A 23,511-nucleotide genomic window follows, 5' to 3' on the forward strand; every position below is an offset into this window, starting at 1 on the left:
GGAGTTGTCATGAGCCTCGACCCACAGTATTTCGCCGACTTGTATGCGACCAATGAAGACCCGTGGGCTTTTCGCACCCGTTGGTACGAGAAGCGCAAGCGCGAGCTGGTCATGGCCAGCCTGCCCCGTCAATGCTACCAGCGGGTATTCGAACCAGCCTGCGCCAATGGCGAGCTAAGCGCACTGCTGGCCGAACGCAGCGGGGAACTGCTATGCCAGGACCTCGATCCCACCGCCGTGGGGCTGGCCCGCGAACGCTTGGCTCAAATGCACAATGCGTCTGTGGAACTTGCGCGGCTCCCGGCAGACTGGCCTGGTGGGCGCTTCGACCTGATCGTGCTGAGCGAGGTGGGCTACTACCTGGACCCCACCGACTGGCTGCAAGTAATCGAACAAGCGGTCGCCAGCCTGTCTTACGACGGCGGCCTGCTGGCATGCCACTGGAAGCACCCCATTGTCGGTTGCCCGCAGGATGGGCGTGAAGTGCATCGCATGCTGGCCCGCCACCTGCCCCTCTACAAGCAGTTCCAGCATGATGAAGCGGACTTCGTGCTCGAGTACTGGTCAGCCCAGCCCAGTGTGGTCGACCTAGACGAGACTTGCCCATGATCGCCGTCGTGATTCCGGCCCATAACGAAGCCCGCCGCCTCGGCCGTTGCCTGCGTGCGGTGCTGATCGCCGCCGTGCAGGCACAGCAGGCTGGCCATCGGGTCGAGGTGCTGGTCGTGCTCGACCGCTGCAGCGATGGCAGCGCCGCCGTGGCGCGGCGTTTTGGTGTGCAGGTGCTGGAGGTGGAGGCTGGCAGTGTGGGCATGGCCCGGCGGGTGGGCGCGGCGCACATGGTCGACCGTGGTGCGCGGTGGCTGGCCTGTACCGATGCCGACAGCCGGGTACCGGGGCACTGGTTGTTGTCGCAGCTGGCCTGCAGTGCCGAGGTTGTCTGTGGCACGGTACACGTCGAATACTGGCAGCCGTGGCAGACGGCAGCCCTGCGCCAGCTCTACCAAAGCCGTTACGAGCAGCGCGAGGGGCACCGGCACATTCATGGCGCCAACCTGGGCGTGTGCGCCGACGCCTATGCGCGAGTCGGCGGCTTCCAGCCCTTGGCCGCCCATGAAGACGTGCAACTGGTCAGCGACCTGCAAGCCAGTGGCGCGCAGATCGTCTGGACGGCCAGGCACAGCGTGGCCACCAGCAGCCGCCGCGACAGCCGCGCCCGGGAAGGCTTTGGCGATTACCTGGCGGGGCTGCAGGCTCTGGTTTGATCGAAGCGCTTGCGGGGCTTCGCTCAGGAGGCCTTGCGCGGCTTCTTCGCCGGCTTCTTGCCGCCGAGGCTGCGTTTCAGCAGCTCGGTAAGGTCGAGGATATCAGCACCTTTCTCGGCGCTGGCGGCCTTGCCTTTCTCGACTGTAGCGATCTTGCCTTTGCTGGCCTTTTCTTCCACCAGGTCCAGAATGGTCTGGCGGAAGGCGTCATGGTAGTCCTCGGGCTTCCACGGCCCGCTCATGTCTTCGACCAGGCGCTTGGCCATGTCCAGTTCACGCTTGTCGACCTTGGTATCGGTCACACTGCTGTCCAGCTCCAGGGTCTCCAGCCCGCGCACCTCCTCGGGCCAGCGCAAAGTGATCATCACCAGCGCGTCATCCAGAGGGCGCAGCAGCGCCAGGTGCTGGCGGGTGTGCAGCACCACCGTGGCCAGCGCCACCTTGCCGGTTTTTTCCAGCGTCTCGCGCAGCAATGCATAGACTTTGCCGCCGCGCCGGTCGGGGGTGAGGTAATACGGGGTATCGAAGTGCTGCAGGGGTATTTCGCCAGCTTCGACAAAGGAGAAGATATCGATCGTCTGGGTGGCTTCAGGGCGAGCCTTGCGGATTTCCTCCTCGCTGATCACCACATAGCGGCCCTTTTCATACTCCACGCCTTTGACGATGTTGTCCTTGTCGATTTCCTTGCCGGTGACCTTGTTCACCCGCTTGTAGCCCACAGGCTCCATGCTGCGCTTGTCCAACCAGTCGAAGTCCACCCGTTCGGTGCGCACCGCAGTGTTGAGGGCCACGGGGATATGCACGAGCCCGAAGCTGATAGCGCCTTTCCAGATTGCCCGAGCCATGACACTGCTCCAAAGTTGGCTGCCGATACCAACAGTGACTGCACCGGGTGGCGAAGGTTTAATGGCATTGCCCCACGGCCACCAATGGCCGGCAATCAGACCGCGTTGAACAGCACACGCTTGAACGCTTCGGCCGCCAGGTGAACCTGTACGGCCCAATCACCGGCAGCCTCGCTGCCCGCGTCATCGGAGATGTACTTCAGGCACACAAACGGAATACCTTCGCTGCGGGCGATCAAGGCCAGCACATAGGCTTCCATGTCGACCACGTCGTAAGGCGCATCGCTGTGGTTGGTTTCGAAGCTGTCGCCACTGCCGCAGGTTTCCAGCGCCAGGCCGGGTATGGCCGCACCGTGTTCGAGTAGCACCGGGGTATTCGCCAGTGGCGTCTCGTAACGGGCGAAACCCAACGGCGTCACGTCCATGTCGCGCTGCACGAAACGGTTGCAGCACACGACAACGCCTTTACCGTGGCGCTGGCTGCCAGCAGAACCCAGGTTGACGATCAGCCTGGGGCGGCGCACAGCGATAGCCTTGGTCAGGGCGATAGCGGCATTGACCTTGCCGATACCGGTGAACACGGTGTTCATTTCGCGGAACACCTCGCCCGCTTCGGCTTCAAGGGCGAAAACGAACAAAGTGTCATCCAGGGAGATATCGGGGAATTGCGTGGTCAGCATCATGGTGCGGGTGGTCCGTGTGGCGGCAAGGGGCGCGCCATTGTCGGGCAACCCCGGCCAATTGCAAGTACGCCGTGACACTTCTACAGGCGGGTAACCGTCAGGGCTACGGCGGCTATCCGCTCCACGGCTTCATAACCCGGCTCAGCCAGTTGCTCCCCGAACACATCAGGGTCGATTTCCCGATACACCCAAGAGCACGTGGGGCCGGCCAGACGCAGGCGAACAGCCTCGAGCAAGGGATCATGGCCGTCCACAATCGCCACACCGGTATACAACAGCAACGAGCCGCCCGGGGTCAGCCGCTCACGAGCCTGCTCGACAATCCGCAACGACAACGCGGCCCCCAGGGCGCCACCGCCATGCCGGTAGGTCCGCTCGCCCACATCGAGCATGTAGGGCGGGTTGGCAACGATCAGGTCGAAGTTGCCGGGCACATCGTCCAGCAGGTCACTGTGCTTCACCGAAATATTGCTGACGCCAGCCAACGCTGCATTCACGGCGGTGTAGCGCAGGGCAAGCGGGTTGATATCCACCGCAGAAACCTGCGCATGGTGCGCCGCCCGCGCGATCAGCAAGGCGCCAATGCCGGTTCCACAGCCAATGTCTACGGCATGCTCAACCCGGTTGGGGGTGTGTCGCAGGTGGTCATGAATGACCTGGGCGAAGCGGTAGCTGTCTGGGCCGAAGAACACCGCGTCCGCGGCCTCGGTCGGGTAGGCAGAATGCACCAGTAACAGGTCATCCAGGGTGGACCAGCGCACCGCGCTGCGAAACGACTGTTGAGGTGCCGCAGTCAAGCCCTCCGCGCGCTGCAGCAGGGCCATTAGATCCGCGGTTACCAGCCCGGGGCTGAACGCCTGACTCCAGCCGAACACACCGCGCAGGGTGCGTGCCTGCTCGCCGGCGCAGCGGGCCATGACGCGAGCGTGTGTGGCCGGTGTCACGCAGGTGAAACGGTAACCAGCGGCACGCAGGCGCTGGCCCAATTCCACCAGCGCATCGTCACTGGCAAGTACTTGCGGGTCCGGCACCATCAGCGCGCTTGCTCCTGGATCATCCCCGTGGCCTGCAGATAGGCGCGGGTCGCCTGCAGCCCGTCAGGCGTCGCGTGACGATTACCAGCCATGCGTTCGATGAGCGCTTCAATATCGTGCGCGTCGACATTCACAGCGTCACCTTCCGGGGATGCCGGCAACTGCCAGCTTCCGGGGAGCAGGCGACGAACGCGCGACTGCCAACCTGCTGCGATCCAGTCGTGCCACAACTGCTTTTCATAGGCGGTGAACACACCGTACATCGGTGCTGATGGCCCATCCACGAGTGCCCACCAGCGGCTTTGCGCGGGTTCTTCACCGCGGCGAATCCAGCCCTGCGCCTGCAGCGCCTGCAGAAAGTGCGGCATGGCGCCAGGTTCTGCCAGCCATTGGTTGATGGTGCGCCCCTGCAGCCGGCACCGGTCTGAATGCATGAACTGGCCAAACTGGCGCTTCTGTTCCAAGGCCTGCACTAATTCCGCTTCAAGGTCGAAAAGGCTGACCAGGGTGGGTGTATCCACGCCAAGGTCATTCAGGCGGTAGCCGTGCCGTACTCGCTGGTAGAACCCGGAGGGGTCACTGCGCGGGCTGAGTTGGCGCAAGGCCTGGATTGACAGGTGGGCGTGACCGCTGGCGGCGTTGTCGATCGTGACATGCAATTGGAAATACTGGCCGTCGATGCCCAATTCGGCGAGTTCATAGGTGGTAATGAGCAAATGCAGCGGTGGTTGTTCGTAGCCGAGGTTGTAACCGATCAGCTCAGGGAGGAAGTCCTCACCGTAGCGACCCAGTGCCAGCTGCAGTGCCCCCTGCAAATAGCGCTCGTCTTCAAGGTGCAACGGCTCCAGGCAACCCAGGCGGCTCATCAGCCGCTGATAGATCGCCACATGGTTGCAGCGCACATCACCGCTGCCCAATTCTTCCAGGTAGGTCCGGATCAACCCGTGGTAGCGCGGGTCTGCCCAATGCCGCAAGGTACTGTGCAACCACGCACCATCCACCGACTTGGTCGGTGCCACCTGTTGCAGGAACCATAGCGCTTGCGCGCGCGTGGCAAAATAGCGGCGTGGCCCACCTTGCTGGCGTTGTGCCAAGTAGGCGGCAAAACCTTGAGCTACTTGCCCGGCGTGGCGCGCGCCCCAGGCTTCAAGCTCCACGGGATCGGCTGGCAGGTCATCCGGCAGGTGCCGGGCACGCTCCAGTTGCTCATTCAACCATTGCGCGCCAGCGTTATCAGTGCCTGCCAGCAAGGCTTCGTAACGCTGTTGCAGGCTGGTTGTGGCCAGTGAGGCCGGAACTGTCGCGGCGGTCTTGCGAGTCATGACCGTCATGCCGTTTTCCTCATGCGCGTTTATTGGCTGGGTTTCTGACCTGGCATCGGTTCAGGATCTGGCGCAGGTTGGGGGGCGGGCTTTTCACTGGGTTGTTGCATTTGCAGCGACGGCTTGGTGGTGTCGGCGTCGTCTTTGCCGGGGTGGCCATTGTCTCGGTCGAAACAGCCGCCAACCAGCAACAGGGCGCCCGACAGGGCCGCCACAGGTAACCATTGCATAACGACCTCCAGGGCTACTCGATGGCAGTGCCGGTTCCCCGGCACTGCAGGGCCTCGTTTACGAGCGGCCGCCTTTGCGGCCCGATTCACTGGTTTGGCCGCCGCTGGAATGCTGCCCGCCCTTGCGGCCTGCCTCGGAGGCTTTTTCGCGGTCATTGGCGAAGTTGCCCGAGTTCTTGTTACCGCCCTGGCTGCCTTGTTGGTTGCCGGTACGGCTATTGTCTTTAGTGGCCATGGTCTGAAACCTCATATGATTTCGGGATGCACGGCTTCAGCGCCGTACATGAATTCGGAGTACGGGCTCGGGTCGGGATTCGTTTCAATTGGCAGGCTTCGGACCGGTGGCATTAAATAAGCGGCCAGTCCTTATTTGGCGCGCCTTTCAGTCGCGCGGCGGGTTATCCATATGGGCCTGACGGCGGCCAAGCCAAGCGCCGGTGGCCGCCCAGGCCACGGCCAGTACCGCCCCAATCAGCATGGCCAGTTGCGGGTGTTCGCCCATCACGTCCAGGGCACGCTTGAGCCAGCCACTGAGGGCGTCGCCACCCCGGTACACCACGGTGTCGATGAAGTTCTTGGCCTTGTACTTGTCCTCGGCAGGCAACACGGTGAACAGCATCTCGCGCCCCGGTCGTACCAGCGCATACTCCCCTGCACGGCGCACCACCATGACCATTACGAACACCGCGAACACCGGGGCCAGCGCCAGCCACAAGAAGCCCACTGCCATCACCACCGGCACGGCCATCAGCAACATGCCTACCCCTAGGCGACGTGCCAGCCGCCCGGTGAGGAAGACTTGCGTGAGGATGGCCAAGGCTTGCACAACGCTGTCGATCAAGCCGAACACCTGGGTTTGCCGGGTGGGGTCGGTGAAAGTCTGGCTGACGATGCGTGCCTGCTCGAAGTACAGGAAGGTACTGACACTTGCCAGTAACACCACGAACAGCGCAATGCCCAACAGATAAGGCGAGCGCAGTACCGCAGTGGCACCGGCCAGCGGGTTGCCGCCCAGCGGCCTTGTGGCGCTGCGCTCGGCATGCGCTGGCAACGGTTGCCGCTGTCGCCAGCGCTGCAGAAACAGGCTTGCCCCGACGCTGCCGAGCAGGAATGCCGCCGCCAGCAGCAGCAACCCGGCATGGCCCAGCGGTGCCACCAGTAGCGTGCCCAGAATCGGCCCGCTGAGGCCACCCAGGCTGGCCCCGGCGGCCAACAGGCCGAACAGGCGCTTGCCTTGGGCCGTAGAGAACAGGTCGGCGAGCACGCTCCAGGCCAGCGAGATGGTCAGCAGGTTGAACACCGAAAGCCAGATGTAGAACGCCCTCGCCGCCCACAGGTTGTCTGGTGTGCTGGTAAACAACACAGCGAACAGCAGCAGGTTGCTGACAAAAAAACCATAGGTACAAGGTAGGATGAACCGGCGTTGCACGCCACTGGCCAGCCAGCCGAACACCGGCAGGCATGCCAGGCTGGCGATGAAGGTTCCGGTGAACAACCACTGCAGGTTGTCAACGCCACCGGCAACGCCCATGGTTTCGCGCACAGGGCGCAGCATGAAGTAACCGGTAAACAGGCAATAGAACAGCAGCAGGCCGGCGATAACCGCCGGGCCTTCGCCGGGCTGTATGTTCAGCCCTTGATCCAGGCGCCGCCGCCAGGCAGTCATACGCTCAGGTGAATTGCCTGATCAGCGCCTGTTGCTGCGCCTGGGTAAGCAGTGGGCCCTGGCCAGCCATGAGCTGGTCGAGCTGGCGATCTGGCCGACCGGTGGCGGGAATTACCGTCGTCACCGCCGGGTGGCTGATGGCGAACTTGAGAAACAGCTGCGCCCAGCTGCCGATGCCCGCTTCAGCGGCCCAGCCGGGCAACGGCTGGGCTTTGACGCGGGTGAACAGGCGCCCATCGTCGAACGCGCGGTTGATCAGCACCGCCACACCCCGCTCCTGGCACAACGGCAGCAATTCACGGGCCGCCTGGGGGGCACTGACCGAGTAGTTGATCTGGATGAAATCCAGCGCCTCGCTGCGCACCAGCTCGGCGACCTCGGCGTGGCCACTGTTCAGATAATGGGTGATCCCCACATAGCGGGTTTTGCCCTGCTGCTTGAGTTCGCGCGCGTAGGGCAGTTGGGTTCGCCAGTCACGCAGGTTGTGCACCTGCAACAGGTCGACCTTGTCGGTGCGCAGCCGCTTCAGGCTGTCAGCCCATTGCGCTTGGGCTTCTGCGCGGCTGTCGGCGGCAATCTTGGTGGCAATGAAGCAGCGTGAATGCCAGCCCCCTTCCTCCAGCAATTGGCCAAGAATGCTGTCGGCGCCACCGTAATTGGGCGAGGTGTCGATCACCCGCCCGCCACCGTTGAAAAAGGCCTTGAGCACTGCCCGCAGTTGCTGGTAGGCAGCCGAACCGGCTTCAACCTCGAAACTGCCGGAAGTCCCGGCGCCAATGACCGGCAGCGCTTCACCGCTGGACGGTACGGCGCGGGTCAACATGCCTGCCGGCGTGGCCGCGTGCAACCAAGGGGCGCTGGCCAATAGGCCTAACGTCGCACCCACGCGTAGGACATCACGACGTGCATACATGGAAAAGCTCCCGTCATGCCAGGGAAACTTCCAAGGCTAGTCGCTCTACTCGGCGCGCGTGGGCGTTTCTGTGTCCGGATGTTTTTACCTGGCCTGCAGCAGCGGGCTCAGGTCGACACCGGTGGCGCTGATTGGCGGGCACCAGTAGTAGCCGCCGCTCAGGGGCCGGCTGAAGCGGTACAGGCCGTCGATGATGCCGTCCTCCAGGCCACTCATGCGCCGCAGTTGCACTTCGAAGGCATCGAAGCTGCGGCCCAGGGCAACGAAGGCCAGGCCGGCGCCGCGCTGATCGGCCCAGGATACCGATCGGCGCACCATGAAGGCCTCGGGCTCGAAGCTTTCCTGGGCAGTACGCTTGACGTGTGCCGACTCGGGCGCGTCGTCGAGTTCTTCGTTGTCACTGAGGCGGCGGCCCATGATGTTGTCCTGGTCGGCCTGGGGCAGCGACTTGAAGTACGCCAGGTCGTGCTTCCACAGCTGAAACGCAGCAAAGCTGGAACCATCGGCAGCGATCGCTGCCTGCACCGCATCCTCGTCCACCGGGTTCTCAGTGCCGTCTTCGTAGCCGGTCAGGTCCAGCCCACCCCGGTGCAGGAAACCGTCAACGCTGTCGGCCAGGCGCAGGGCCGGCGCCAACGCCTGCTCCAGTGCCTGGGCCCGCAGCAGCAGGTCGCCCCGCTCATTGCCACGCAGCCACAGCCACAACGCATGCTGGGTGCTGGGGTTCTCTACCGCCGCATCCAGCAGCGGGAAAGGACGCAGGCCAGGTACTTCACGCCCCAGGGCTTTGGCCATGGGCGCGCCTACGCCCAGAATCACCTGCACGCCATCGACCTGCGGTAGCAAGGCATCGAGGGCGGCAGGCAACGCCTCGGGCGATTGCAGGGTGAAGAACAGGTGGCGGGCGTGGGCCGGCACCGGGGTGGCAAGCAGACCTTGCTGGAACGGCATGACAGGCTAATCCTCGAAAAAGGCGGCATGCTACTGCGCCTGCGGGCTTGCTGCAACGCGCCATACAGCGCCGATGAGGGATGTCTCTGGTAACAAATGGTTACCAAGAGCTGGCTCTTTGCAATTACCTATCCACCCCGGCCCACCTAGACTGCTTCGGATCCTTCGCCCGAGAGACTACCGATGACCGCCTCGCCTCTGCTCACCGCCGTTCTGCCCCTGGCCTTGGGCATCATCATGCTGGGCCTTGGCCTGTCGTTGACCTTGGCCGACTTCGCACGGGTGGTGAAATATCCGAAGCCCGTGGTGGTGGGCCTGGCCTGCCAGATTCTGCTGTTACCGCTGGTGTGCTTCCTGATCGCCAGCGGTTTTGGCCTGGAGTCGGCGCTGGCGGTGGGGTTGATGTTGCTGGCCGCTTCGCCGGGCGGCACCACGGCGAACCTGTTCAGCCACCTGGCACATGGCGATGTGGCGTTGAATATCACCCTCACAGCGGTCAACTCATTGATCGCGATTCTCACCATGCCGCTGCTGGTCAACCTGTCGTTGAGCTGGTTCATGGCGTCGGACCAGGCCATACCGCTGCAGTTCGCCAAGGTCATGCAGGTGTTCGCCATTGTTCTGCTGCCGGTGGCGCTGGGTATGCTGATTCGCCGCTTTGCCCCAGGGTTTGCCGCGCGCATGCAAAAGCCGATGAAGCTGGTGGCGGCATTGTTTCTGGCATTCACCATTGTTCTGGCGCTGGCCAAGGACTGGCAGACGGTGGTCGAGTACGCACCGGTCGTGGGCCTGGCGGCGCTGTTGTTCAATCTGTTGAGCCTGGCGGTGGGGTACTGGGTGCCGCGCCTGCTCAACATCCCCAAGCGCCAGGCCATCGCCATCGGCATGGAAATCGGCATACATAACGGCACGTTGGCGATTGCCCTGGCCCTCAGCCCGTCGCTGCTGAACAACCCGACCATGGCAGTGCCGGCAGCGCTGTACAGCCTGATCATGTTCTTCACCGCCGCCGGTTTCGGCTGGTGGGTCAGTCGAGGGCACGCCGTGGCGCAGCCTGAAAGCGGCACCGCCAGGTAACGCCCAGGCAGTCAGCGCCGGTTGCGCTTGCCCCGCAGTTGCTGTTTCAACACCTTCAACGGCGGCGCGTAGAAAAAACCGAACGACACACCCCCGGTGCGCCCCTTCACTGCATGGTGCAGCCGGTGCGCCCGGTACAGGCGTTTGAGGTAGCGGTTGACCGGCCGTGGCCGGCGCGGCCAGTGCCGATGAAAGAAACCATCATGGGCCAGTACATACAGTACGCCATAGCCCGCCACGCCACCGCCCACCCACTGCAGCGGCGCATGGCCGCCCTTGCCCAGGGCGATCAGGGCGGCGGCTATCAGCGCCAACGCCAGCAGGTAGAGGTCATTGGTTTCGAGCATGCCTAGCTGTGGCTCATGGTGCGAGCGGTGCAAGCACCAGCCCCAGCCATGCATGATGTACTTGTGGGCCAGCGTGCCTACGCCCTCCATGGCCACCAGGGTGCCGAACAGCACGGTCAGATTGAGCAGCATGGAACGGTCCGGGTGATCGCATAGGGTGGCGCAAGGTTACCGGCTGATGGTTTTTTTTTCCATGTGGCAGGCGCTGCCGCAGGGCATGTGCCGATTAAGCCATTGTCATCTTTGCACACTTGACCGGCTTTGCCGCGGGGCGTATGGTCCGCGGCGCAATTTAGCCATCCCAACAGGAGACCCGCTTTGGACAGTAGCCCCAGTCGCTTGCGACAGGCCCACGTGGCGCGCTAGCTCGGCAGTGTCCTGCACTGTCTGGCCAGCCTGGCAAGACGGTGGTTTCTTGTAACCCCGCTTCACCTCCCTCCCCCCGTGGTCCTGCGCATCTTTCTGGTTTTTCAACCGCGCCCAGTGAAGGCGCTCATGCGGGCGTGTGCCCGTGGAAGAGGTGAGCTATGGATTGGAATGTTTTTCTGCTGCGCGTCAGTGTCGCGCTGCTGCTAGGGGCGCTGATCGGCGCCGAACGCCAGTTGCGCCAGCGCCTGACCGGGCTGCGCACCAATGCACTGGTCAGTACCGGGGCCTGCCTGTTCGTGCTGATGACCCAGGCAGTGCCCGGCATGGCCGCTGCCGATGCCTCACGCGTTGCCGCTTATGTGGTCTCGGGCATTGGTTTTCTCGGCGGCGGGGTGATCATGCGCGATGGCTTCAATGTGCGCGGCCTGAATACCGCCGCCACCCTGTGGTGCACGGCAGCGGTCGGTGTCTTGTGCAGCCTGGGGCTGTTGCTGGAGGCCGCGCTGGGTAGCCTGGTGGTGCTGTGCGCGAATATCCTGCTGCGCGACATCGCCCAACGCCTTGACCGCCAGGGCGTGGTGCCCGCCAGCGAGCACGAACAGCATTTCGAAGTGCGCATCGTCTGCCGCGCCGAGGACGAGATCCAGGTGCGCAGCCTGATGCTGCACAGCCTGGCCGAGCCGCAGCTACGCCTGCAGTCGCTGCAAAGTGCCGACCTGGACAACCCGGCCAGGCTTGAGGTGCGTGCAGAGCTGTTGGGCACCGCCCAAGCACCGGCGCAGTTGGAGCGCCTGGTCAGCCGGGTCAGCCTGGAAAAGGGCGTGAGTTCAGTGCGTTGGCAACTTCAGCAACAGGTGCTGGCCGTGGATTGAGCGCCACCGGGTTCGCTGCCGGTGATGAAAAAGATTAAACCTTTGCCCTGCCCCGCCCCTCAACCGTACGCGACACTGAAGTCGCGCCAAGGTTTAAGGAGTGAAGCATGAGCAGTCTTTTCATCAAGCGTGTCGGGTTATCGATGGTGCTGGGTCTGGTATCGGCCCACACGCTGGCAGCCAGCTCCAATGATTTCGTCGATGCAGCGGTCGAGTCCGGCATCGCCGAAGTGGTTACCGGCAACCTGGCCCAGGAAAAAAGCCAGAACGCAGAGATCAAGACTTTCGCCCAGCAAATGGTCACCGACCATACCCAGGCCAATCAGAAGCTCGGCGACATCGCCCGTAAACTGGATATTTCGGTACCCGACGACGCGGCGATGACCGACAAGGTCAAGAAGATGATCCTGGAATGGCGTGACGAGTCGTTCGACAAGTCTTACCTCAACAACCAGGTCGATGCGCACGAGAAAGCGGTCGAGCTGTTCAAGAAAGAAGCTGCGTCCTCCGACAAGGCTGAGCTGAAGGCCTTCGCCAGCGAAACCCTGCCCAAGCTGGAACAGCACCTGGAGCACGCCAAGGCACTACAGGCCAAACACGCTAAGTGAACGTGAGGTTCGACATGAGTAACGATGCACTGAAAAGCGAAGTACTCACCCGTCTTCTGCATGCTCACCCACAGGGGCTGGGCAAGGAAGTGCTGGACAACTATCGTGGCGAGAAGGCCGTTGCAGGCATGCTCAAGACCCTGCAGGACGACGGCCTGATTCATGATGGCAGCGTGGTGGTCAGCAGTGACCAACAAATCAGCGTCCAGTATCCCATCAAGCTGTCGGCGGCCGGTGTGGACGCCGCCAGGCGGGCCGAGGGCTAAGCGCTGGCAAACCGGGGATTTGCGCCGCCAGGCCTCACAGCCCGGGCAAATCCCTCGGTAAACCCGCCAGCTCATTTCGCTCAGCTGGCGGGCATTCCCTATTTCTTCTCCACATCCCTGGGTGGTTTGGCGGGGCCCTGCGGGTCAACCTGCGGATCGTCGAGGTCAGGCGAATCCGGGTCGAAACCCAGGTCACTCTGCTTGTCCGCCTGCTCCGACGAATGCGGCCCCTGTTTGTGCGGTGATTGTTTATCAGGCATGGCGCTATCTCCTTGAGGTGTTTAGGGAAGAAAGCGCTGCGACGAAAAAGTTTGATTAACCTGCTGCTTCGGCCACCCGCGCCCGGCACTGCGCCAACGCCTCGTCACGCTCGCGCAGTTGTTCCTCGAAGTGTTTCAGCTGCCGTGCTTGCTCGGTACACAGCTCGCGCCGCTGTTCCAGGCTCTGTGCCTGGATCTCCAGTTGCCGGCGCATTTCCTCACTGGCGCCCTGCGCCTGCGCCAGGATCGTGCGCAAACCCTGGATCTGCGCATCACGTTGCTCCAGCAATTCCCCCTGCGCCCGGCATTCGCTGGCCATTTGGCGGTGCTCACCGAGCAAGCGCTCGTTATCGCGGTGCAGGCGGGTCAGTTCGTCCTGCTTGACGATCATGCCCTGCTGCAATTGGCGCACTTCCACCTGCAACTGCTGCAATTGCGCCTCGTGCCGGCGTTGTTCCTGCTCGCGCTGCTCACGGCTGGCGCTGCGGTAATGCTCAAGGGCGTCGCGGGCATGGCGGTGCTTGTCTTCCAGTGACTGGATCTGCTCGTCCTTGTCTGCCAGGCGCAGCTGCAGTTCGCCCAGCGACTGGTTGAGGCTCGCACTGCGTAGCTGTTCGGCCTGCAACGTGCTTTGCGTGGACAGCAGCCGCTCGGACTCGGCGGCCAGTGCTGCGGCATCGATCTGGTGCTGCTGATGCGCTGCGGCCAGGGCTTGCTGGGCGCTTTCGAGCTGCGCCTCCAGCTGTTCACGCTGCTGGGTAAACGTGCTTTCGGCCTGCTCGATGGTCAGATCGGCCTCGTCCTGCAACTGGGTCGCCAATTGCCCAACCATGCGGGCCAGCACCTCACTCAATGCAACGCCACCTTCCGCGGCAACCGGCTGCTGGCCGTTCAGCTCCTTGAGGTAGCGGTGAATGGTGGTCTTCGAGCCGGTATTGCCCAGTTCGATACGAATGGCATCGATGCTGGGGTTTTCGCCCCGGGCTATCAGCGCCTGGCGTGCCTGCTGCACCACCACCTTGTTTATGCCGCCCCGGGCCATGAGAGCTCCTACGATTTCGTACTGTGTTATGTAGCATGTAATTACGTACTGATTATGCCAATCATGGCCTTGCTCAGTAAAGGTTTTCTCACATGGAATAATCACGGCTTATCGCATGTGAGGGGTGAATTTGTGCGTTTGGTAGTGCTGGCAGCGGTACGAGACTCTGCAACCACCCGCCTTGTGTCCCAGGCGCTTTGCCGCCACCATGAACGTCCGGTTCCTGCCCCTGCGAAAAGCACCCGAAACAAATGACCCTGGATAACTACAAGGCAATTGCCGACAGCATCGCCCTGTTGCTGTACCCGCACGCGGAAGTCATCGTCCACGACCTGCGCAGCCAGACGGTGGTGCACATCGCCAACAACTTCTCCCAACGCGCCTTGGGTGACGACTCGGCGATCGATCATGAACTGGGCGACTTGCTCCAGGGCACGAACCTTGGCCCTTACGAGAAACTCAACTGGAACGGCCAGAAGGTCCGTTCGATCAGCACCGTGTTGCGCAATGCCCAGGGCGAAGCCGAGCACCTGATGTGCATCAACCTGAACGTGTCGGTACTGGAGCAGGCCCGTGTTGCGCTGGATGCGTTTTTCCAGATGAGCCGTATGGTGCCGCAACCGGACGCGTTGTTCCGCAATGACTGGCAGGAACGCATCAACACCTTCCTGCATGGCTGGCTGCAGGCGCGCAACCTGTCACTGCAAACGTTGCGCATGAAGGACAAGCGCAGCCTGGTGCAGGCGCTGCATGCCGAGGGCGCGTTTCAAGGCCGCAGTGGCGTGGACTATGTGGCCAACGTACTGAGCATGGGGCGCGCGACCGTGTACAAGTACCTGAAAGAGCTCAAGGCCCTTTAAACCCACTATCGCTGGCTTGCCGGGATGAGCACGGCGACGCATGTGCACGCCTGCTTGTGTCGAATAGAATAAACGTCTACGGTAGACGTATATTCCATATCTATGCAGGTTTACAGCATGGCAGCCACTCCCGCTCTTGCGCCCATTATCGATGCCACCCAGTTGGATGGGCTTTTTCGGTCCATAAAGGATGCCCATGCGGCACTGCGCCCTGCCGTCAGTGTGACGCCGCTGACCCGCAGCGCCCGCCTCTCGGAGCAGACCGGTTGCGATGTGCTGCTTAAATGCGAACACCTGCAGCACACCGGTTCGTTCAAGTTTCGCGGCGCCAGCAACAAGATCCGCCTGCTGCCAACCGAACAGCGGGCTGCCGGGGTGATCGCCGCGTCTTCGGGCAACCACGGACAGGCCTTGGCAATGGCCGGCAACGCGGCTGGGGTGCCGGTGACGGTGTACAGCGCCGCTTCAGCGTCGGCCTACAAGCTGGCAGCGATGCGTGCCTTGGGCGCCGAAGTCATCTGCCTGCCCAGCGACCCGTTGGGTGCAGAACTGGAGGCCGCCAGGCAAGCGCGGCTACAGGGTGTGCCGTTCGTGTCGCCGTACAACGACCTGCAGGTCATCGCAGGCCAAGGCACCCTCGCAATGGAGTTGTTCGAGCAGGCACCCGACCTGGACGCGGTATTCGTCGCGGTGGGCGGCGGCGGGCTGATTGCCGGTATCGGCGCCGCCCTGCGCGTGCTCAAGCCGGGCACCGAGATCATTGGTTGCTGGCCCGAAAATGATCCCGCACTGGCGCGCTCGCTACAGGCGGGTGAGATCATCGAAGTGGAGGCGCGCGAAACCCTTTCCGACGGCACCGCCGGTGGCATCGAGCCAGGTGCTGTCAGCTTCCCGCTGTGCCAGGCACTGGTCACCGGGACGGTGCTGGTCAGCGAGGACGAAATCCGTGCAGCCATGCGCGACATCGCCCGCCACGAGCGGTGGATCATCGAAGGCGCTGCGGCAGTTGCCGTCGCCGGCATGCAGAAACTGGCCAGGCAGTACCAAGGCAAGCGGGTTGCGGTGGTCCTGTGTGGCCGCAACATTGTCCTGGACAAGTTCCTCGAAGCGGTCGGTTGACAGCTGACGCCAGGGCCCGGCATAGCGCCGGGCCCCAACCTCAACCGCTCAGAGCAGGCGCTGCACCTGGGCTGGCGTGCGCTGCATCAGCACCTTGCCATGGCGCACCGAGACCAGCGCATGCCCCTGGCTGCGCACCATCTCGTAGTCATCGGGTGCCGACAGCAGCAACAGGTTGGCTGGGCGCCCCACCTCGATGCCATAGTGCTCCCCAAGGTTCAGGGTGCGGGCGCTGTTGTCCGTGATCAGGTCCAGGCAACGCTGCAAGTCTTCGTAGCCGAGCATGTGGCAGATGTGCAGCCCGGCCTCGAGAATGCGCAGGATGTTGCCGTTGCCCAGCGGGTACCACGGGTCCACGATGGAGTCCTGGCCAAAGCACACGTTCATGCCGGCGCGGTCGATTTCGGCTACCCGGGTAACCCCACGGCGCTTGGGGTAGTTGTCGAACCGCCCTTGCAAGTGGATGCTTTCGGTTGGGCAGGACACGAAGTTGATGCCCGACAGCTTCAACAGGCGGAACAGCTTGTAGCAGTAAGCGTTGTCATACGAACCCATCGCCACGGTATGGCTGGCGGTGACCCGGGCGCCCATGCCACGCACCCGGGCTTCCTCGGCCAGAACTTCAAGAAAACGTGACTGCGGGTCGTCGGTTTCGTCGCAGTGCACGTCTACCAGGCAGCCGCTGCGCTCGGCCAGGTCCATCAGGAATTTTATCGACGACACGCCCTGGTCGCGGGTGTTCTCGAAATGCGGAATGCCCCCCACCACGTCGGCACCAATGGCCACCGCTTCGGTCATCAATGCCCTGCCGTTGGCATACGACTCGATGCCTTCCTGCGGAAACGCGACGATTTGCAGGTCGACCAGCCCGCGGACTTCGTCGCGTACCTCGACCATGGCCTTGAGCGCGGTAAGCGTCGGGTCGGTGACATCGACATGCGTGCGCACATGCTGGATACCGTGGTCCACCAGCATGCCAATGGTTTTCTTCGCGCGGGCCTTGATGTCATCGTGGGTGGTGAACTGCTTGCGCTCGGCCCAGCACTCGATGCCCTCGAACAGCGTACCGCTCATGTTCCACCTCGGCTCACCGGCCGTCAGCGTGGCGTCAAGGTGGATGTGCGGCTCGACAAAGGGCGCTACCACCAGGTTCTGTGCAGCGTCCAGGTCGCCGGGCGCCTGCGCCACCACGTTTGCCTGCGGCACGATTGCGCTGATGCGCTCGCCAGCAAGTTCAATGCGGAACAAGCCGGGTTTGCCGCGCAGCCGGGCGTTGATGATGTTCATGCGGTTACTCCTTGCCGTGGGCTTCGCTCATGCGCCATACCAACATGGCGACCGAAGCATTCATGCGAAAAAGCGGGTCGTCGATCGACTGCCCGCTCAGTTGTTCGATGCGCTGTATGCGCTGATTGACAGTGTTACGGTGCAGGCCCAGGCGCTGGGCGGCTTTGAGGCTGTTGCCATTTTCCATGAGCAAGGCGTCGAGGGTGTGGACCAATGCAGTGGCTTGCTTACGCCCTGGTACCAGCAGCGGGCCAAGGGTACGGCTGACGAAATCGTCGATCAGCGAGCGGTCGACGATGCCCTGTAGCAAGCGCAGCACGCCTAGCTCACTGAAATTGCAGTAACCACTGGCCGGGCGCAGGTGCCGGGCCACATCCAGTGCCTGGCGCGCTTCATTCAAGGCCTGGCGGTAGTGTGCACAGTCTTCGGCAAGGCTGGAAAGCCCCATGTACAGGCTCAACTCGCCGGCCACCCCTTGCAATTGCCGGTACAACCCGGCCAATCGTTCCGGCAGGTCTTGGGTGTCGGCCAGCAACACCACGAACAGGTCACCGGGCAGGTGCGCCGTGACGCTGCCCGGCTGCTGCCGGCACCAGGCTTGCAGTTGGTCCTCCAGGGCCTGGCGGGTGTGCTGCCAGCGCCGCTCGCCGAGCGTCAGCCCCAACCGCTGGAACAGCTCATCGACCCCGGCCAGGCGCAAGGCCAGAAGCCGGCGCGGCTCATCCAGCGCCAATTGCAGGTGCGCAGCGCGCTGCCGGGCAATCGCCAGGCTTGGGTAATCGCCACTGAGCAGTTGGCCGAGGATGTCGTTGCGCGAGCGGCGAACCTGGGTCATCTGCACCAGCGCAGTACCGATCAAGTGGGTGACCACCACCATTTTCAGGGCGTAAGGCTGTTCGATCAGTGGCAAACCCAGCTGCTCGGCACGGGCAATCACTGCAGGCGCAATGTGCTGGATGAAACTGCCGCCGGTGAGGATTACCAGCCCGGCAATGCCGACGGCGTCGCCGTCTTCGACCAGCGCAAGCAGGTTGGCCTCACCCCGTGGGTGGTTGATGCCGGTGACGAACACCAGCTCGCCGCCCATCACCCATTCGGCGATACCTTCGTTTTCTGCCACATAAGGCCAGCGTACCCGCCGTTGCAGGTTGCGCGCCCCGGCGCGCACGCTCATCTCGTGCAGGCCGGGCAGCTGCAGGATTTCTTCCAGCGCCAGGCTCACGGTTCGACGCCCGCCTGGGCCGCTGAGCGGCGCCCGCCCAGCTCGAGCACGACGATGTAGCACAGCGCCGAGGCGCCGATACCCACCAGCGGTGCCACCCACGGCGACGCGTAGGCCAGCACGGCGCCAACGGCGTAGGCCAACAGCCCGACCAGGTTGTAGCGGGGCAGCGTTGCAGTGCCCAGCGCCGGGTATTTACCACGGTGGCGATACCAGAAATCGGCCATGATCACCCCACCCACCGGCGGAATGATCGAACCCAGCAGCACCAGGAACGGGATCAGCATCTCGTACATGCCACCCATGGCCAGCACGATACCCACAGCGGCCGCCAACAGGGTCGCCGTGCGCCGCCGTTCGCTGCGCAGCAGGTGGCACGCGGCAGCCGAAACGTTGTAGATGGTCGGCCCCTGGATGGTCCACAGGTTCAGGCACAGCATGACCACTGCGGCAAAGGACAAGCCCTGCAGCATCATCACTTCGACGATATCGGCCTGCTGGTAGACCATGGCGCACCAGGCGCCTGCCACCACCATCAGGCCGTTGCCCAGCAGGAACGCGACCACACTGGCGCTCACCGCTACCCGCCCGCTGCGCGACAGGCGTGTCCAGTTGGTCGCCTGGGTAGCGCCGCTGGCAAAGGTGCCGAACACCATGGTCACTGCCGCCGAAAACGTCATGGTCTCATGCGGTACCACCGCCGCCAGGCCGGCGAACCCGCCGGCATCGCGGGTGGCGATGTACATCGACACCAACAGCAGCACGAACATCAGTGGCACCGAAACCCGGGCCAGCACATCCAGCCCCTTGAAACCGAGGATGGCGGTGATGCTGAAGCCCAGGCCGAACAGCACCATCACCGGCAGGCTGAAACCCTCTGCCAGGCCAAGCAGCTTGACCAACACGATCGCCACCGTGGCGGTGCCCCAGGCGTACCAGCCCAGTTCGGCGAAGCCCAGCAGGAAGTCGGACAGCCGGCTGCCTGCCTCCCCGAAACAGAAACGCCCCATCAACACCGTGTTCAGGCCGCTACGCGAGGCAATGAAGGCCAACGCGGCGGCATACAGCGCAAGCAAGCTGTTACCGAGGGTGGCGACCCATAGCATGTCGGCGAAACTGAACGCCATGCCCAGTTTGCCGCCGGCAAACATGGTGCCGGTGAAGAAGGTGAAACTGAACAGGACCATGGTGATCGGCAGCAGGCCCTTGCGGGCTGATGGCGGCGCTTCGCTGAGTGGAAATTCGCTGGGTGAGCTCATTGCACGGGGCTCCAGGTTGTAGTTGGGAGCAGCTGGAGCAAGATGCGGGCCGCTTTTTGCGGCCGTCAAACAGCGAAAAAAACCGGGCATGCAGCCCATTGGTGCATGTGCACAGTGACCAGTAAAGCCGGGCTTTACCCCGGTGAAAGTGTGCGGCACGACTTCTTTTGAGGCATTCATGCACCAAAGCGGTTCCGGGCTGAGTAGTAACCACTCAGCCCGACACCGCACGCAACGTTATGCCGCCCCGTCCAGCCCCATCTGCCAGAAATCCGCTTCCAGGCTGGAGGCCTGGGCGAAAATGGCTGCCAGTTCGGCAAAACGCTGCTCGGTCATGCTGCGTGCTGCCAGCTCGTCGAGGTGCCGGCGAGCTGCCGCAGCCACCCCCTGGTAGGCTGTACCCGCGTACTCGCCAATCCACTCGCGGTATGGGTGGCCGCTCAAGTCGCCAATCTGCTCGGCCAGGGCGCGGCCGATTTCGGCATAGCCGACCACGCAGGGGGCCAGTGCCACCTGCAGCTCCAGCAGGTCCCCGGCAGCGCCGCAGTCCAGCACGTAACGGGTGTAGGCCACGGTGGCCTGATGCTCTGGCGCCGCTTCAATGTCGGCCTGGCTCAACCCCCAGCGCGCGCACAGCCGCAGGTGCAGCTCGGTTTCATCGAGAATGGCCGCCAGCGTGGTCTGTGCGGCACGAATGTCCGCCGGGCGTCGGCTTTTGTAGGCAGCCAGCGCCCAGGCCCGGGCAAACTGGACCAGGAACAGGTAGTCCTGCACCAGGTAGGTACGAAACGCTTGCTCGCTCAACGTGCCCTCGCCCATCTGCTGCACGAAGTCGTGCGTGACATAGCGGGCCCAGGGGCGGTTGGCGGCGGCTTTCAGGCGCTCGAAAATATCCATGCTCACTGGCCCTCCGGGTAGATGGCATCGAAGAAGGCCAGCTCCAGTGCCACGGTGCGTTGGTAGAAGTCACTGGCCAGCGCCGCCGCCTGCGGGCCTACCCGGTCCAGTTCGGCCTGCAGGAAGGCAACGAAGTCCTGGAAGGCCGGATTGTCATGCAGCGTGATCCATTCGGCATGGACAAAGTTCTCCGGCAAGGGCTTTGGCGCTTTAAGCGCCCAGTCCAGATACAGGCCCTCGGCAACGTTGAGCACCGCCAGCGCCCCCGCGTAGGAGCGGGTGGCGGCCGCTTCGCGCATGATCGCCTTGAAACCGGCGGTGGGTGCGGTATCGGCGGGGTCGCGCCGTTGCGCCGGGCTGACATCCAGCGCCTCGAACGCGCGCAGGAAATAGGTGTTCTCCTCGCTGCAGATCATGCCGGCAAAGCGGCCGAAGCGCAGCCGGGCCTCGAAGGTATCGGCAGTGGCGATGGCGGCACCGAGCAAGGTCAGGAAGCTGTCGAGAAAGCGGTGGTCCTGCACCAGGTAGTCGATCATGACCGGCGCCGGCAGGCTGCCGTCGCACAGTTGGGTCACGAAACGGTGTCCAACGGCGGCCGACCAGGTCGGGTCGCTATGGCGGCGCAGGGTCTGGCTGAAGCGTTCGGTCATGGTGCTGTCCTTGTGGGGGGATGGCAGCGAGACCTTGGCACTGGGCATGGACGAGCCTCGCATGTGAGGCCGGCAAAAAGGCAGGTAACGACATGTATCGAGCCCATCCCTTCGCCGGCATGATCCGGATCAGGTTCGAAGGGTCACCGCGCTGCGATGCTCAGCGGTTTCTCAGCCCGTTGCCGGGCTCCCCTTGGTCGCGCTCAGGTATACCGTAGCGTGCCGCTGCTGTACAGCGCGCCGGATCACACCCAGGACAGCCGGGTGATTTAGGTTTATCGTGTAGCCGTCCTCCACCGCCGCTTGCACCATGACCGATATCGAACGCTACCTGCGCGCCGCCACCCGCGACAACACTCGGCGTAGCTATCAGGCTGCCATCGAACACTTCGAAAGCCACTGGGGCGGCTTTCTGCCGGCCACCGCCGAGAGCATCGCCCGCTACCTGGCCGAGCATGCCGACCAGCATGCCGTCAGCACGCTGCGCCAACGGCTGGCCGCGCTTAGTCAATGGCACGTTGCCCAGGGCTTCCCCGACCCCACCAAGGCCCCCCTGGTGCGCCAGGTGCTGCGCGGCATTCGTAGCTTGCACCCGGCCCCGCCCAAGCAGGCTGCCCCGCTGCTGCTGCAGCACCTGCAAACGGCGGTCGCCTGTTTTGAAGAGGAAGCCCGCCAGGCCCGTGAGAATCACGACTTGGCCGCCTTGCGCCGCGCACGGCGGGATAGCGCGCTGCTGTTGCTGGGCTTTTGGCGGGGTTTTCGTGGCGATGAGCTGGCGCGCCTGCGCGTGGAGCATGTCCAGGCCGAAGCGGGTGTCGGCATCACCCTGTTCCTGCCACGCAGCAAGGGTGACCGCGAAGCGCTGGGGGTGCAGCACCGCACCCCCGCGCTCAAGGCCCTGTGCCCGGTCACGGCCTACCTGCAATGGCTGGAGGTTGCCGGCATTGCCCACGGGCCGGTGTTTCGCAAGCTCGACCGTTGGGGCAACCTGGGCGACAGCGCGCTCAACAGCAACAGCCTGGTGGGGCTGCTAAGGCGCATGCTGGCACGCGCCGGGGTTCCGGCAGCCTTGTACACCGGCCACTCGCTGCGGCGCGGTTTCGCCACCTGGGCCACCGCCAATGGTTGGGAGTTGAAAGCGTTGATGAGCTATGTGGGCTGGAAAGACGCCAAGTCGGCGCTGCGCTACATCGATGCGGCACAACGCTTCGGCGAACTGGCCGCCCTACCGGCCGGCCATGAGCAGGTGCTCATTCCCTGACGGCTGCGCAGCGCCACAGGCGGGCGATGTCACAGGCCCGCGCCTGCAGCAGCTCAGCAGCATCGGCACACGCCTGCTCCAGGCTCATTGGCCCACTGCTCAGGGCAAAGGCCGCATCCACGCCGTGCGCATACAACTGCTGGTAGCCCTCACCCAAGGTCCCGGCCAGTACCACCACCGGTACCCCGTGGCGCTTGGCGACCCGGGCCACGCCCATTGGCGTCTTGCCGCGCAAGGTCTGTGCATCGAAGCGCCCCTCGCCCGTCACCACCAGATCAGCACCTTGCACCAGGGCATCGAGCCCGGCCAGTTCCGCCACCACCTCTACCCCGGGGCGGAACTGCGCGCCCATGAATGCCCGCGCGGCGAAACCCATGCCACCGGCGGCGCCACAACCTGGGTAGTCACGCACATCCTTACCCAGCAACTGCGCACAGTGGTCGGCAAAATGCCCCAGCGCCTGGTCCAGCGCCTGCACCTGCTGCGGGTTGGCGCCCTTCTGCGGGCCGAAGATCGCCGATGCACCATTGGCCCCGCACAGCGGGTTGTCGACGTCGGCCGCTACCTCGAACTGTACCTCAGCCAGGCGTGGGTCGAGATCGCTGGCATCGATATGCGCCAACTGCGCCAAAGCCAGCCCCCCTTCCTCCAGCGCCTGCCCCTGGGCATCCAGCAGGCGCAGGCCCAACGCACGCAACATGCCGCTACCGGCGTCATTGGTGGCACTGCCGCCAATGGCCAGCACCACGCGCTGTGCGCCGGCAGCCAACGCGGCGGCAATCAGCTCGCCGGTACCCCAGGTGCTGCTGCGGCAGGCATCGCGCTGCCCGGTTGGGACCAGCTGCAGGCCACTGGCCTGGGCCATTTCGATGATTGCCGTGCGGCTGTGCGGCAACCAGCCCCAGCCGGCTTCCACGCTCTGCCCCAGCGGCCCGCGCACGGTCTGGCGGCGCAGCTCGCCGTCCCTGGCGGCAAGGATCGCGTCCATGGTGCCTTCGCCACCATCGGCCATCGGGCATTCGACCACCTGCACATCCGGGCAACCCTCACGCAAGCCGGCGGCGATGGCGCGCGCAACCCCGGCAGCATCGAGGCTGTCCTTGAACGAGTCGGGGGCAATGACGATCTTCATGGGGATTCTCCTGTCCTGATGGCGGCATGCTGACAGCTGTACGCCCAGGCGGCCTCGGTCAAATGCACAAAACC

The 23,511-nt window shown here is 63.8% G+C and carries 27 protein-coding genes and 1 riboswitch; of the genes, 9 read left to right on the plus strand and 18 right to left on the minus strand.

Annotation, left to right across the window (positions count from 1 at the left end):
- Positions 1 to 9: 9 nt before the first annotated feature.
- Both G1E_RS23620 and G1E_RS23625 read left to right on the plus strand, forming a co-directional pair.
- Positions 10 to 609 carry a bifunctional 2-polyprenyl-6-hydroxyphenol methylase/3-demethylubiquinol 3-O-methyltransferase UbiG gene (locus G1E_RS23620; RefSeq protein WP_047150154.1) on the plus strand — a complete coding sequence of 200 codons (600 nt, stop codon included), beginning with the start codon at positions 10 to 12 and terminating at the stop codon, positions 607 to 609.
- Positions 606 to 1,265 carry a glycosyltransferase family 2 protein gene (locus G1E_RS23625; RefSeq protein ID WP_009686896.1) on the plus strand — a complete coding sequence of 220 codons (660 nt, stop codon included), beginning with the start codon at positions 606 to 608 and terminating at the stop codon, positions 1,263 to 1,265. Before G1E_RS23620 ends, G1E_RS23625 begins: the two co-directional genes overlap by 4 nt.
- Before the next feature lie 23 nt (positions 1,266 to 1,288).
- Here the strand turns inward: G1E_RS23625 and G1E_RS23630 are convergent, their stop codons facing one another.
- The 9 genes from G1E_RS23630 to G1E_RS23670 form a co-directional block, all read right to left on the minus strand.
- Positions 1,289 to 2,110 carry a Ku protein gene (locus G1E_RS23630; protein WP_009686897.1) on the minus strand — a complete coding sequence of 274 codons (822 nt, stop codon included), beginning with the start codon at positions 2,108 to 2,110 and terminating at the stop codon, positions 1,289 to 1,291.
- Positions 2,111 to 2,205: 95 nt separating this feature from the next.
- Positions 2,206 to 2,793: a nucleosidase gene (locus G1E_RS23635; RefSeq protein WP_009686898.1), complete on the minus strand. Its 588-nt coding sequence runs from the start codon at positions 2,791 to 2,793 to the stop codon at positions 2,206 to 2,208.
- 80 nt (positions 2,794 to 2,873) lie between these two features.
- The gene (locus G1E_RS23640; RefSeq protein WP_009686899.1) at positions 2,874 to 3,827 is read right to left on the minus strand and encodes a class I SAM-dependent methyltransferase; all 954 of its coding nucleotides are present in this window, start codon (positions 3,825 to 3,827) and stop codon (positions 2,874 to 2,876) included.
- Positions 3,827 to 5,158 (minus strand): iron-containing redox enzyme family protein, encoded by a 1,332-nt coding sequence (locus G1E_RS23645; RefSeq protein ID WP_009686900.1) that lies wholly within the window; start codon positions 5,156 to 5,158, stop codon positions 3,827 to 3,829. Before G1E_RS23645 ends, G1E_RS23640 begins: the two co-directional genes overlap by 1 nt.
- Positions 5,159 to 5,178: 20 nt before the next feature.
- Positions 5,179 to 5,379 carry a hypothetical protein gene (locus G1E_RS23650; protein ID WP_009686901.1) on the minus strand — a complete coding sequence of 67 codons (201 nt, stop codon included), beginning with the start codon at positions 5,377 to 5,379 and terminating at the stop codon, positions 5,179 to 5,181.
- Between the two features lie 58 nt (positions 5,380 to 5,437).
- Positions 5,438 to 5,614: a general stress protein gene (locus tag G1E_RS23655; protein ID WP_009686902.1), complete on the minus strand. Its 177-nt coding sequence runs from the start codon at positions 5,612 to 5,614 to the stop codon at positions 5,438 to 5,440.
- A gap of 147 nt (positions 5,615 to 5,761) precedes the next feature.
- Positions 5,762 to 7,045 carry an NTP/NDP exchange transporter gene (locus tag G1E_RS23660; protein ID WP_009686903.1) on the minus strand — a complete coding sequence of 428 codons (1,284 nt, stop codon included), beginning with the start codon at positions 7,043 to 7,045 and terminating at the stop codon, positions 5,762 to 5,764.
- A 4-nt stretch (positions 7,046 to 7,049) separates the two neighbouring features.
- A complete protein-coding gene (locus G1E_RS23665) occupies positions 7,050 to 7,958 on the minus strand; it encodes an aldo/keto reductase (RefSeq protein ID WP_047150155.1) in 909 nt (302 codons plus the stop codon).
- An 84-nt stretch (positions 7,959 to 8,042) separates the two neighbouring features.
- Complete coding sequence (locus tag G1E_RS23670; RefSeq protein ID WP_047150156.1) at positions 8,043 to 8,909, minus strand: Dyp-type peroxidase; 867 nt, start codon at positions 8,907 to 8,909, stop codon at positions 8,043 to 8,045.
- Positions 8,910 to 9,092: 183 nt separating this feature from the next.
- On the opposite strand from G1E_RS23670, the gene G1E_RS23675 reads away from it, so the two are divergent.
- Positions 9,093 to 9,986, plus strand: a complete 894-nt coding sequence (locus G1E_RS23675; RefSeq protein ID WP_009686907.1) for a bile acid:sodium symporter family protein — start codon at positions 9,093 to 9,095, stop codon at positions 9,984 to 9,986.
- Positions 9,987 to 9,997: 11 nt separating this feature from the next.
- Here G1E_RS23675 and G1E_RS23680 read toward each other — a convergent pair whose 3' ends face one another.
- Positions 9,998 to 10,465 carry a sterol desaturase family protein gene (locus G1E_RS23680; protein WP_009686908.1) on the minus strand — a complete coding sequence of 156 codons (468 nt, stop codon included), beginning with the start codon at positions 10,463 to 10,465 and terminating at the stop codon, positions 9,998 to 10,000.
- A gap of 395 nt (positions 10,466 to 10,860) precedes the next feature.
- Between G1E_RS23680 and G1E_RS23685 the strand changes: the two genes are divergently transcribed.
- The 3 genes from G1E_RS23685 (at position 10,861) to G1E_RS23695 (ending at position 12,448) form a co-directional block, all read left to right on the plus strand.
- Positions 10,861 to 11,574: an MgtC/SapB family protein gene (locus tag G1E_RS23685; RefSeq protein ID WP_009686909.1), complete on the plus strand. Its 714-nt coding sequence runs from the start codon at positions 10,861 to 10,863 to the stop codon at positions 11,572 to 11,574.
- 107 nt (positions 11,575 to 11,681) lie between these two features.
- Complete coding sequence (locus G1E_RS23690) at positions 11,682 to 12,182, plus strand: DUF4142 domain-containing protein (RefSeq protein ID WP_009686910.1); 501 nt, start codon at positions 11,682 to 11,684, stop codon at positions 12,180 to 12,182.
- A 14-nt stretch (positions 12,183 to 12,196) separates the two neighbouring features.
- Positions 12,197 to 12,448 carry a hypothetical protein gene (locus tag G1E_RS23695; protein WP_009686911.1) on the plus strand — a complete coding sequence of 84 codons (252 nt, stop codon included), beginning with the start codon at positions 12,197 to 12,199 and terminating at the stop codon, positions 12,446 to 12,448.
- A gap of 98 nt (positions 12,449 to 12,546) precedes the next feature.
- Here the strand turns inward: G1E_RS23695 and G1E_RS28815 are convergent, their stop codons facing one another.
- Positions 12,547 to 12,708 (minus strand): DUF6021 family protein, encoded by a 162-nt coding sequence (locus G1E_RS28815; RefSeq protein ID WP_009686912.1) that lies wholly within the window; start codon positions 12,706 to 12,708, stop codon positions 12,547 to 12,549.
- Positions 12,709 to 12,763: 55 nt separating this feature from the next.
- A complete protein-coding gene (locus G1E_RS23700) occupies positions 12,764 to 13,750 on the minus strand; it encodes a DNA-binding protein (protein ID WP_009686913.1) in 987 nt (328 codons plus the stop codon).
- Between the two features lie 251 nt (positions 13,751 to 14,001).
- On the opposite strand from G1E_RS23700, the gene G1E_RS23705 reads away from it, so the two are divergent.
- Together G1E_RS23705 and G1E_RS23710 are read left to right on the plus strand one after the other, a co-directional pair.
- Positions 14,002 to 14,610 carry a transcriptional regulator gene (locus G1E_RS23705; protein WP_009686914.1) on the plus strand — a complete coding sequence of 203 codons (609 nt, stop codon included), beginning with the start codon at positions 14,002 to 14,004 and terminating at the stop codon, positions 14,608 to 14,610.
- Positions 14,611 to 14,727: 117 nt separating this feature from the next.
- Positions 14,728 to 15,729 carry a threonine/serine dehydratase gene (locus G1E_RS23710; RefSeq protein WP_009686915.1) on the plus strand — a complete coding sequence of 334 codons (1,002 nt, stop codon included), beginning with the start codon at positions 14,728 to 14,730 and terminating at the stop codon, positions 15,727 to 15,729.
- A 48-nt stretch (positions 15,730 to 15,777) separates the two neighbouring features.
- On the opposite strand, the gene codA is transcribed toward G1E_RS23710, so the two are convergent.
- The 5 genes from codA to G1E_RS23735 form a co-directional block, all read right to left on the minus strand.
- On the minus strand, positions 15,778 to 17,016 hold the full coding sequence (gene codA / locus G1E_RS23715) for a cytosine deaminase (RefSeq protein ID WP_009686916.1): 1,239 nt from the start codon (positions 17,014 to 17,016) through the stop codon (positions 15,778 to 15,780).
- A gap of 4 nt (positions 17,017 to 17,020) precedes the next feature.
- Entirely contained in the window at positions 17,021 to 18,238 is a 1,218-nt protein-coding gene (locus G1E_RS23720) for a PucR family transcriptional regulator (protein ID WP_009686917.1), read from the minus strand.
- On the minus strand, positions 18,235 to 19,497 hold the full coding sequence (gene codB, locus G1E_RS23725) for a cytosine permease (RefSeq protein ID WP_009686918.1): 1,263 nt from the start codon (positions 19,495 to 19,497) through the stop codon (positions 18,235 to 18,237). The genes G1E_RS23720 and codB overlap by 4 nt, the downstream gene beginning before the upstream one ends.
- A gap of 237 nt (positions 19,498 to 19,734) precedes the next feature.
- Entirely contained in the window at positions 19,735 to 20,394 is a 660-nt protein-coding gene (gene tenA / locus G1E_RS23730) for a thiaminase II (RefSeq protein ID WP_009686919.1), read from the minus strand.
- A gap of 2 nt (positions 20,395 to 20,396) precedes the next feature.
- Positions 20,397 to 21,044, minus strand: a complete 648-nt coding sequence (locus G1E_RS23735) for a TenA family protein (RefSeq protein WP_009686920.1) — start codon at positions 21,042 to 21,044, stop codon at positions 20,397 to 20,399.
- An 89-nt stretch (positions 21,045 to 21,133) separates the two neighbouring features.
- Positions 21,134 to 21,248: riboswitch (TPP riboswitch) on the minus strand.
- 106 nt (positions 21,249 to 21,354) lie between these two features.
- Between G1E_RS23735 and G1E_RS23740 the strand changes: the two genes are divergently transcribed.
- The gene (locus G1E_RS23740; RefSeq protein WP_009686922.1) at positions 21,355 to 22,305 is read left to right on the plus strand and encodes a site-specific integrase; all 951 of its coding nucleotides are present in this window, start codon (positions 21,355 to 21,357) and stop codon (positions 22,303 to 22,305) included.
- Here G1E_RS23740 and G1E_RS23745 read toward each other — a convergent pair.
- A complete protein-coding gene (locus G1E_RS23745; protein WP_009686923.1) occupies positions 22,295 to 23,437 on the minus strand; it encodes a glycerate kinase in 1,143 nt (380 codons plus the stop codon). The two genes, G1E_RS23740 and G1E_RS23745, sit on opposite strands and share 11 nt — an antisense overlap.
- Between the last annotated feature and the right edge of the window lie 74 nt (positions 23,438 to 23,511).

This window comes from Pseudomonas sp. TJI-51 (genome assembly GCF_000190455.2).
GTDB lineage: Bacteria > Pseudomonadota > Gammaproteobacteria > Pseudomonadales > Pseudomonadaceae > Aquipseudomonas > Aquipseudomonas juntendi.